The 8,959-nt window shown below is 68.6% G+C and carries 5 protein-coding genes; 1 reads left to right on the top strand and 4 read right to left on the bottom strand.

The window, feature by feature from the left end; all coding sequences use genetic code 11:
* Window positions 1-946 (bottom strand): YbfB/YjiJ family MFS transporter (locus tag KDH83_RS27415; RefSeq protein ID WP_212321511.1); only part of this gene is annotated, 946 nt, incomplete at its 3' end.
* Window positions 947-1,010: 64 nt separating this feature from the next.
* On the opposite strand from KDH83_RS27415, the gene KDH83_RS27420 reads away from it, so the two are divergent.
* Window positions 1,011-1,874 carry a LysR family transcriptional regulator gene (locus KDH83_RS27420; protein ID WP_212321513.1) on the top strand — a complete coding sequence of 288 codons (864 nt, stop codon included), beginning with the start codon at window positions 1,011-1,013 and terminating at the stop codon, window positions 1,872-1,874.
* 88 nt (window positions 1,875-1,962) lie between these two features.
* On the opposite strand, the gene KDH83_RS27425 is transcribed toward KDH83_RS27420, so the two are convergent.
* From KDH83_RS27425 to KDH83_RS27435, 3 genes are all read right to left on the bottom strand, one after another.
* The gene (locus tag KDH83_RS27425; protein WP_103272003.1) at window positions 1,963-2,601 is read right to left on the bottom strand and encodes an OmpW family protein; all 639 of its coding nucleotides are present in this window, start codon (window positions 2,599-2,601) and stop codon (window positions 1,963-1,965) included.
* A gap of 241 nt (window positions 2,602-2,842) precedes the next feature.
* On the bottom strand, window positions 2,843-4,309 hold the full coding sequence (locus tag KDH83_RS27430; RefSeq protein WP_212321515.1) for a glutamate synthase subunit beta: 1,467 nt from the start codon (window positions 4,307-4,309) through the stop codon (window positions 2,843-2,845).
* A gap of 8 nt (window positions 4,310-4,317) precedes the next feature.
* Window positions 4,318-8,959, bottom strand: a 4,642-nt coding sequence (locus tag KDH83_RS27435) for a glutamate synthase-related protein (protein WP_212321517.1), incomplete at its 5' end; no start/stop codon positions are given.

Below are 8,959 nucleotides of genomic sequence, written 5' to 3' on the forward strand. Positions count from 1 at the left end.
TGGGGGCGCCGCCCCCCAGCGGCGCGCCCCGGCCCCCGGCGGCCGGGCCGTGCCGCGGCGCCGCCGCCGCCATGCCCAGCGCCATCGCCGCCTGCGCGCCGCGCCAGATCCGGATCTCGCCGTGCCGGCGCGCCAGCCGAGGCACCAGCAGGCAGGACAGCGTGGCGGCCAGCCCGAACAGGGGCCAGGCCCAGCCGAACACGGCCGGGTCCGGCATGACATCCTTGGCCATGACGGGCAGGAAGGTGGCGGGAATGATGTAGCCGACGCCGAACACGCCGTAGTGCAGCGCCAGTCCCGCCATGCCGCGCGGCAGCGGTTCCCGGCTGGCTGGGCGGGCGGACGCGGCGGCGGCCGGCAGCACCGCGCGCAGCCTGGGCCAGGCCGCCATCGCCAAGACCAGCGCCAGCGCGCCCAGCGCCACCCAGCATTGCGCGGCAGTGGCGCCGGCCGCCATCAGGGCCAGGCAGGCCAGCCCCGTCGCCGCGATGCCGGCGCCGACGCCCGCATAGACCACGGCGGACGCGGCCGGCTCGATCGGGTCGCCCGCCGGCGCGGGCCGCCACGAGGCCACGCAGATGAAGCCCAGCGCGCTGGCCCAGCCCGCCGCCAGCCGCAGCGCGGCCCAGCCCGCCACGGAATGCAGCAGCGGCATGGCCAGGGTCAGCGCCGCCACCGCCAGCAGGCTGGCGCCCAGCGCGGCCAGCGGCCGGCGCGGCGGCCAGGCGGCCGCGATCAGCGCGCCCAGCAGGTAGCCCGCGTAGTTGGCCGAGGCCAGCCAGCCGCCCTGTTCCAGCGAGAGCGCGGCGTCGTGCGCCATCAGCGGCCAGACCGGCGTGAAGGCGAAGCGGCCGATGCCCATCAACACGGCCAGCGCCAGCGCGGCCGGCCAGGCGAGGCTGACGGCGCTGCGGGCGGGGACGAGGGGCTGGGCATGGCTTGACATGAGCCCACTCTACGGCTGTACTAATATCTTGAATAGTGAATTATTAAGAACATAGGTTCTTTAAATGAGAAACTTGGACCTGGACGCGCTGCAGATTTTCAAGGCGGTTGCCGACGAGGGCGGCGTGGCGCGCGCGGCCGCCCAGCTGAACCGAGTGCAGTCCAACGTGTCCACCCGGCTCAAGCAGCTGGAGGCCTCGCTGGAAGCCCCGCTGTTCCGCCGCCAGAACCGGCGCCTGGTGCTGTCGGACCAGGGCCGCGTGCTGCTGTCCTACGCCGACCGACTGCTGCGGCTGTCGGCCGAGGCGCAGCAGGCCGTGCGCGACGGCGCGCCGCGCGGCACGCTGCGCCTGGGCACCATGGAAAGCACGGCGGCGGCCCGGTTGCCGCCCGTGCTGGCGGCCTACCACGCGGCCTGGCCGCAGGTGCGCATCGAGCTGGTCACGGGCACCTCGGCCGCGCTGGCGGCCAAGGTGCGCGACTACGAACTCGAAGCGGCCTTCGTGGCCGAGCCCTTTCCCGCCGAGGGACTGGCATCAACCGAAGCCTTCAACGAAACGCTGGTCCTGATTTCGCCGCGCGCCTGGCCCGAGATCGCCGACGCGCGGGCGCTGGCCGATCACACGGTGATCGCCTTCGCGTCCGGCTGTTCCTATCGCCGCATCCTGGAATCCTGGCTCAGCCGCGAAGGCGTGGCGCCGGGCAAGGTGATGGAGTTCGCGTCCTATCATGCGATCGTCGCCTGCGTGGCGGCCGGTACGGGCGTGGCCATCGTGCCGCGCTCCGTGCTGGATGTGCTGGGCGCACAGACCGCGCTGCGGGTGCGCGACCTGCCGGGCAAATATGGCGTCGCGCGCACCCGGCTGGTGTGGCGGGCCGATGACGACACGCCGGCCGTGCAGGCGCTGCGCGATCAACTGGCGGCCTGAGGCGTCAGGCGGTCGCGCCGCGTTGCGACCGCTCAAAAAAACGCGCGGGCACATGCCCGCGCGTTCTTGCTTGATGCGTGCGTCCGGATCAGAAGCGATAGCCGACGCCCAGCGTCGCCACCCACGGGTTGATCTTCGCGGTGCCGATGCGTTCGCCGTTCAGGCTGACCTTCGACTTGATGTCGATGTAGCGGATGTCCGCGTTCATGAACCAGCGCTCGCTGATCTTGATGTCCGCGCCCAGCTGCGCGGCCACGCCCCACGAATCCTTCAGCTTGAGCTTGGAGCCGTCGAGCGCGCCTTCGGCCTTGGTGTCGAAGAAGTGCGTGTAGTTCAGGCCGACGCCGATGTAGGGCTGCACCATGCTGTCCGGCAGGATGTGCCATTGCAGGCTCAGCGTGGGCGGCAGGTGCTTGGTCGAGCCGATCTTGCCGAGGCCGCCGCCGCGGATGTCGTGCTGGAAGGGCCAGGCGCCCAGCAGTTCGATGCCGATGTTGCGCGTGGCCATGTAGGTCACGGTGAAGCTGGGACGGACGTTGTTGTTCACGTCCAGTTTGACGCCGCCGTTCAGAACGCTGCCGTTGTTGGAATCGGGGCGGACCTGCGTGACGCCGACCTTCAGCAGCACATCGCCGGCCTCGTGGGCATGGGCGGGGACGGCGAAGGCGCCGGCGGCCAGCAGGCCGGCGATGGCGGTGGCGCGGACGCGCCCGAGCTTCGAAAACATTTTCTTCTCCGATCTTTCCGTGGGGTGAGACGACAGGTTCTCAAACCCTGGCGCCGGCAGGCTTGACAGGAATCAAACCCTACCGGGATGTCGGGAATCGCGTGGTTGAGCCGCAACACGGGGCGGTCCGGCGTGTCGCCGGCCACGCTTGGACGGTGCGCGCGGTCCGTTCATGCGGCGCAAATGAAACGCCGCCCGGCGCCTGGGGGCGCGGGGCGGCGTGGGGGCCGGTCCTGGAAGATCAGCGCGGCAGGTCGCTGGATCCCATCAGGAAGGCGTCGACCGAGCGCGCGCACTGGCGGCCTTCGCGGATGGCCCAGACCACCAGAGACTGGCCGCGGCGCATGTCGCCGGCGGCGAACACCTTGTCGACGTTGGTGCGGTAGTCGTCGGTGTTGGCGCGCACGTTGCCGCGCGCGTCACGGTCCACGCCGAAGGCGTCCAGCACGGTCTGCACCGGCGACACGAAGCCCATGGCCAGCAGCACCAGGTCGGCCTTGATCTCGAATTCCGAGCCTTCGGCCTCGCGCATCTTCATCTGGCCGGTCGCTTCGTCCTTGAACCACTCGACGCGCGCGCCCACCAGTTTCTCGACCTTGCCGTTGCTGCCCTTGAGCAGCTTGGTGGTCACGGACCAGTCGCGCTCGCAGCCTTCCTCGTGCGACGAGGAGGTGCGCAGCTTCAGCGGCCAGTAGGGCCAGGTCATGCTCTTGTTCTCGGACTCGGGCGGCTGCGGCAGCAGCTCGAACTGGGTGACCGAGGCCGCGCCGTGGCGGTTGCTGGTGCCCACGCAATCGGAGCCCGTGTCGCCGCCGCCGATCACCACCACATGCTTGCCCTTGGCCAGCGTCTGGCTGGTCAGGCGGTCGCCGGCCACGGCCTTGTTCTGCTGGCGCAGGAAGTCCATGGCGTAGTACACGCCCGACAGCTCGCGGCCCGGCACCGGCAGGTCGCGCGGGGTTTCGGAGCCGCCGGTCATGACGACGGCATCGAACTCGGCCATCAGCGATTCGGGCGTGCGCACGGTCAGGCCGTCGGCGGCCGCGTCGCTGGGATTGCCGATGTAGGTCGACGGCGCGAATTCAACGCCCTCGGCTTCCATCTGCGAGATGCGGCGGTCGATCTGGTGCTTTTCCAGCTTGAAGTCGGGGATGCCGTAGCGCAGCAGGCCGCCGATGCGGTCGCTCTTTTCGAACAGCGTCACGGAATGGCCGGCGCGCGCCAGCTGCTGCGAGCAGGCCAGGCCGGCCGGGCCCGAGCCCACCACCGCGACCTTCTTGCCGGTCTTGCGCGCCGGCACCTGCGGCGTGACCCAGCCCTCGGCCCAGCCCTTGTCGATGATGGCGTGCTCGATGGACTTGATGCCGACCGCGTCGCTGTTGATGTTCAAGGTACAGGCGGCTTCGCACGGCGCCGGGCAGATGCGGCCGGTGAACTCCGGGAAGTTGTTGGTGGAGTGCAGCACGTCCAGCGCGCGGCGCCAGTCCTGCCGGTACACCAGGTCATTCCAGTCCGGGATGATGTTGTTGACCGGGCAGCCGTTGTTGCAGAACGGGATGCCGCAGTCCATGCAGCGCGCCGCCTGCTGCTTGGCCTGGTCGTCGTTCAGGTGCAGCACGAACTCGCGCCAGTTCTTCAGCCGCTTCTGCGGGGCCTCGGAGGCCTCCTGCAGACGCTGGTATTCCATGAATCCGGTGATCTTTCCCATGATTTCCCTCACGCAGCCAGTTGTTGCGGGTTGGCTGCACGCCACATTTCACCCAATGCGCGGCGGTAGTCCGTCGGCATGACCTTTATGAATTTGCCGCGCGCCGCTTCCCAGTCGCCCAGGATCTCGCGGGCGCGGAAGCTGCCGGTGTAGCGGAAGTGGTCTTCCACCAGGCGACGCAGGATGGTCTCGTCCGTTTCGCGCTCGCCGCCGCGCTGCGCGCTGTGCCAGGTGTCGATGCCGTTCTGCGCCTGCTGCTCGGCATGAGGCACCACGGCTTCCAGTTCGACCATGGACAGGTTGGCGCGCTGCTTGAGCGTGCGTTCCGGATCCCAGACATAGGCCACGCCGCCGGACATGCCGGCCGCGAAGTTGCGGCCGGTGGCGCCCAGCACCACGACCGTGCCGCCCGTCATGTATTCGCAGCCGTGGTCGCCGGTGCCTTCCACCACGGTGGCGGCGCCCGAGTTGCGCACCGCGAAGCGTTCGCCGGCCACGCCATTGAAGAAGGCCTCGCCCGCCAGCGCGCCGTACAGCACGGTGTTGCCGGCGATGATGTGGTCGGGGCCGAAGCCGCGGAAGTCGTTGGGCGAACGCACGATGATGCGGCCGCCGGACAGGCCCTTGCCCACGTAGTCGTTGCCTTCGCCCACCAGGTCCATGGTGATGCCGTGCGCCAGGAACGCGCCGAAGCTCTGGCCGGCGGTGCCGTTGCACTGGATGTGGATGGTGTCGTCGGCCAGGCCGTCATGGCCGTAGCGCGCCGCCACGGCGCCGGACAGCATGGCGCCGATGGTGCGGTTGCGGTTGCGCACCGGCACGATGAAGGACACTTTCTCGCCGCGTTCCAGCGCGGGCTTGCTGCGCTCGATCAGCTGGTGGTCCAGCGCGCCGGCCAGGCCGTGGTCCTGCTCTTCGGTCTGGCGCACGTCGGCGTCCGACTGGGTCTGGTGGAACACGCGAGTGAAGTCCAGGCCGCTGGCCTTCCAGTGTTCGACGCCGGAGCGCATGTCCAGCAGGTCGGCGCGGCCGATCAGGTCGTCGAACTTGCGGATGCCCAGCTGGGCCATGATCTCGCGCACTTCCTCGGCGATGAAGAAGAAGAAGTTGACGACGTGCTCGGGCTTGCCCTGGAACTTCTGGCGCAGCACCGGATCCTGCGTGGCCACGCCCACCGGGCAGGTGTTCAGGTGGCACTTGCGCATCATGATGCAGCCTTCGACGACCAGCGGCGCGGTGGCGAAGCCGAATTCGTCGGCGCCCAGCAGCGCGCCGATGACCACGTCGCGGCCGGTCTTCATCTGGCCGTCTGCCTGCACGCGGATGCGGCTGCGCAGGCGGTTCAGCACCAGCGTCTGCTGCGTTTCGGCCAGGCCCAGTTCCCAGGGCGTGCCGACGTGCTTGATGGACGACACCGGCGAGGCGCCCGTGCCGCCGTCATGGCCGGCGATCACGACGTGGTCGGCCTTGGCCTTGGCCACGCCCGCCGCCACTGTGCCCACGCCCACTTCGGACACCAGCTTGACCGAGATCGAAGCCTTGGCGTTGACGTTCTTCAGGTCGTGGATCAGCTGGGCCAGGTCCTCGATCGAGTAGATGTCGTGGTGCGGCGGGGGCGAGATCAGGCCCACGCCGGGCACCGAGTAGCGCAGCTTGGCGATGTATTCCGAGACCTTGTGGCCGGGCAGCTGGCCGCCTTCGCCGGGCTTGGCGCCCTGGGCCATCTTGATCTGGATCTGGTCGGCCGAGGACAGGTACTCGGCGGTCACGCCGAAGCGGCCCGAGGCCACCTGCTTGATCTTCGAGCGCAGCGAGTCGCCCTTCTTGAGCGGCACGTCGGCTTCGATGCGGTCGGCGCCCAGCACCGAGGCCAGCGTGTCGCCGTCCTTGATGGTGCTCTTGCCTTCGCGCATTTCGGCGCGGTAGCGCAGCTCGTCCTCGCCGCCTTCGCCGGTGTTGGACTTGCCGCCGATGCGGTTCATGGCCACGGCCAGCACCGAGTGCGCCTCGGTCGAGATCGAGCCCAGCGACATGGCGCCGGTGGCGAAGCGCTTGACGATGTCCTTGGCCGGCTCGACGTCGTCCAGCGGAATGGCGCGCGACGGGTCGAAGCGGAACTCGAACAGGCCGCGCAGCGTCATGTGGCGGCGGCTCTGGTCGTTGATGATCTGCGCGTACTCCTTGTACGTGCGGTAGTTGTTCTGGCGCGAGGCGTGCTGCAGCTTGGCGATGGAATCCGGCGTCCACATGTGCTCTTCGCCGCGCACGCGGTAGGCGTACTCGCCGCCCGCTTCGAGGTCGTTGGCCAGGACCGGGTCGTTGCCGAACGCGGCGCGGTGCTGGCGCAGCGCTTCCTCGGCCACCTGGAAGATGCCGATGCCTTCGATATTGGACGCGGTGCCGGTGAAGTACTTGTCCACCAGCGCCTTCTGCAGGCCGACGGCCTCGAAGATCTGCGCGCCGGTGTAGGACATGTAGGTCGAGATGCCCATCTTGGACATGACCTTGTTCAGGCCCTTGCCGATGGCCTTGACGAAGTTCTTCACGGCCTTTTCGGGATCGCCCATCTTGCCCAGCGATTCCAGCGCCAGGTAGGGATGGATCGCCTCGGCGCCGTAGCCGCCCAGCAGCGCGAAATGGTGCACTTCACGCGCCGAGCCGGTTTCCACCACCAGGCCGGCGTTGGTGCGCAGGCCGGCGCGGATCAGGTGCTGGTGCACGGCCGACGTCGCCAGCAGCGCGGGGATGGCCACGCGCTCGCCGTCGACCAGGCGGTCGGACACGATCAGGATGTTGTAGCCGCTTTGCACCGCGTCCACGGCGCGCGCGCACAGCGCGGCCACGCGGGCCTCGATGCCCTCGGGGCCCCAGGCGGCCGGGTAGGTGATGTCCAGCTCATAGCTGCGGAACTTCTTGCCCGTGACCTGCTCGATGTCGCGGATCTGCGCCATGGCGGCGAAGTCCAGCACCGGCTGCGACACTTCCAGGCGCAGCGGCGGGTTGACGTTGTTGATGTCCAGCAGGTTCGGCTTGGGGCCGATGAAGGACACCAGCGACATCACCAGCTGTTCGCGGATCGGGTCGATCGGCGGGTTCGTCACCTGCGCGAAGAGCTGGCGGAAATAGTTGTAGAACGGCTTGGCGCGGTCCGACAGCACGGCCAGCGGGGCATCGTTGCCCATCGAGCCGATCACTTCCTCGCCGGTCGTGGCCATGGGCTCCAGGATGAACTTGTAGTCTTCCTGGGTCCAGCCGAAGGCCTGCTGGCGGTCCAGCAGCGAGACGGACGATTGCGTGGCCACATTGCCCTGGCGCGGGGCCGGCAGCGATTCCAGCTTGATCTGCAGGCGCTCGATCCACTGGCGGTACGGGCGGCTGTTGGCCAGCTGCAGCTTGATCTCGGCGTCGTCGATGATGCGGCCCTGTTCCAGGTCGATCAGGAACATCTTGCCGGGCTGCAGGCGCCACTTCTTGACGATGCGGTTCTCGGGGATGGACAGCGTGCCGGCCTCGGAGGCCAGGATCACCATGTCGTCGTCCGTCACCAGGTAGCGGGCCGGGCGCAGGCCGTTGCGGTCCAGCGTGGCGCCGATCTGGCGGCCGTCGGTGAAGGCGACGGCGGCGGGGCCGTCCCAGGGTTCCATCATGGCCGCGTGGTATTCATAGAACGCGCGGCGGCTCTCGTCCATCTGCGTGTGCTGTTCCCAGGCTTCCGGGATCATCATCATCATGGCGTGGGCCAGCGAGTAGCCCGAGTTCACCAGCAGTTCCAGGCAGTTGTCGAACGTGGCGGTGTCCGACTGGCCTTCGTAGACGATGGGATAGAGCTTCTTCAGGTCGTCGCCCAGCACGGCCGACTGCATCATGCCTTCGCGCGCGCGCAGCCAGTTGAAGTTGCCCTTGACCGTGTTGATCTCGCCGTTGTGGGCGATCATGCGGTACGGGTGGGCCAGCGGCCAGGCGGGGAAGGTGTTGGTCGAGAAGCGCTGGTGCACCAGCGCCAGGGCCGAGACCGTGCGCGGGTCGGCCAGGTCGCGGTAGTAGCGGCCGACCTGGTCGGCCAGCAGCAGGCCCTTGTAGACCACGGTGCGCACCGAAGCCGAGGGCACGAAGTATTCCTTGCCGTGGGCCAGGCGCATGTTCTGGATGGCGTGGCTGGCGGTCTTGCGGATCACATACAGCTTGCGTTCCAGCGCGTCGGGCACCATGACGTCGGCGCCACGGCCGATGAAGAGCTGACGGATGACGGGTTCGCAGTCGCGCACGGCGGGCGACATGGGCATGTCCACGTCCACCGGCACGTTGCGCCAGCCCAGCACGACCTGGCCTTCGGCCCGGACCGAGCGTTCCAGCTCCTGCTCACAGGCCAGGCGCGAGGCGGTTTCCTTGGGCAGGAAGACCATGGCCACGCCGTATTCGCCGGGCGGAGGCAGCACGATGCCTTGCTGGCTGAATTCGTCGCGGTACAGGGTGTCGGGAATCTGGATCAGGATGCCGGCGCCGTCGCCCATCAGCTTGTCGGCGCCCACGGCGCCGCGATGGTCCAGGTTCTCCAGGATCTTCAGGCCCTGCTGAATGATGGCGTGGCTTTTCTTGCCCTTGATGTGCGCCACGACGCCGACGTCACAGGCGTCATGCTCGTTCTTTGCG

The organism is Achromobacter sp. Marseille-Q0513, assembly GCF_018195695.1.
Classification (GTDB): domain Bacteria; phylum Pseudomonadota; class Gammaproteobacteria; order Burkholderiales; family Burkholderiaceae_B; genus Achromobacter.

Coding starts and splice junctions, on each gene's coding strand:
- KDH83_RS27420 (WP_212321513.1), top strand. CDS start 1,011: ATGAGAAACTTGGACCTGGACGCGCTGCAGATTTTCAAGGCGGTTGCC.
- KDH83_RS27425 (WP_103272003.1), bottom strand. CDS start 2,601: ATGTTTTCGAAGCTCGGGCGCGTCCGCGCCACCGCCATCGCCGGCCTG.
- KDH83_RS27430 (WP_212321515.1), bottom strand. CDS start 4,309: ATGGGAAAGATCACCGGATTCATGGAATACCAGCGTCTGCAGGAGGCC.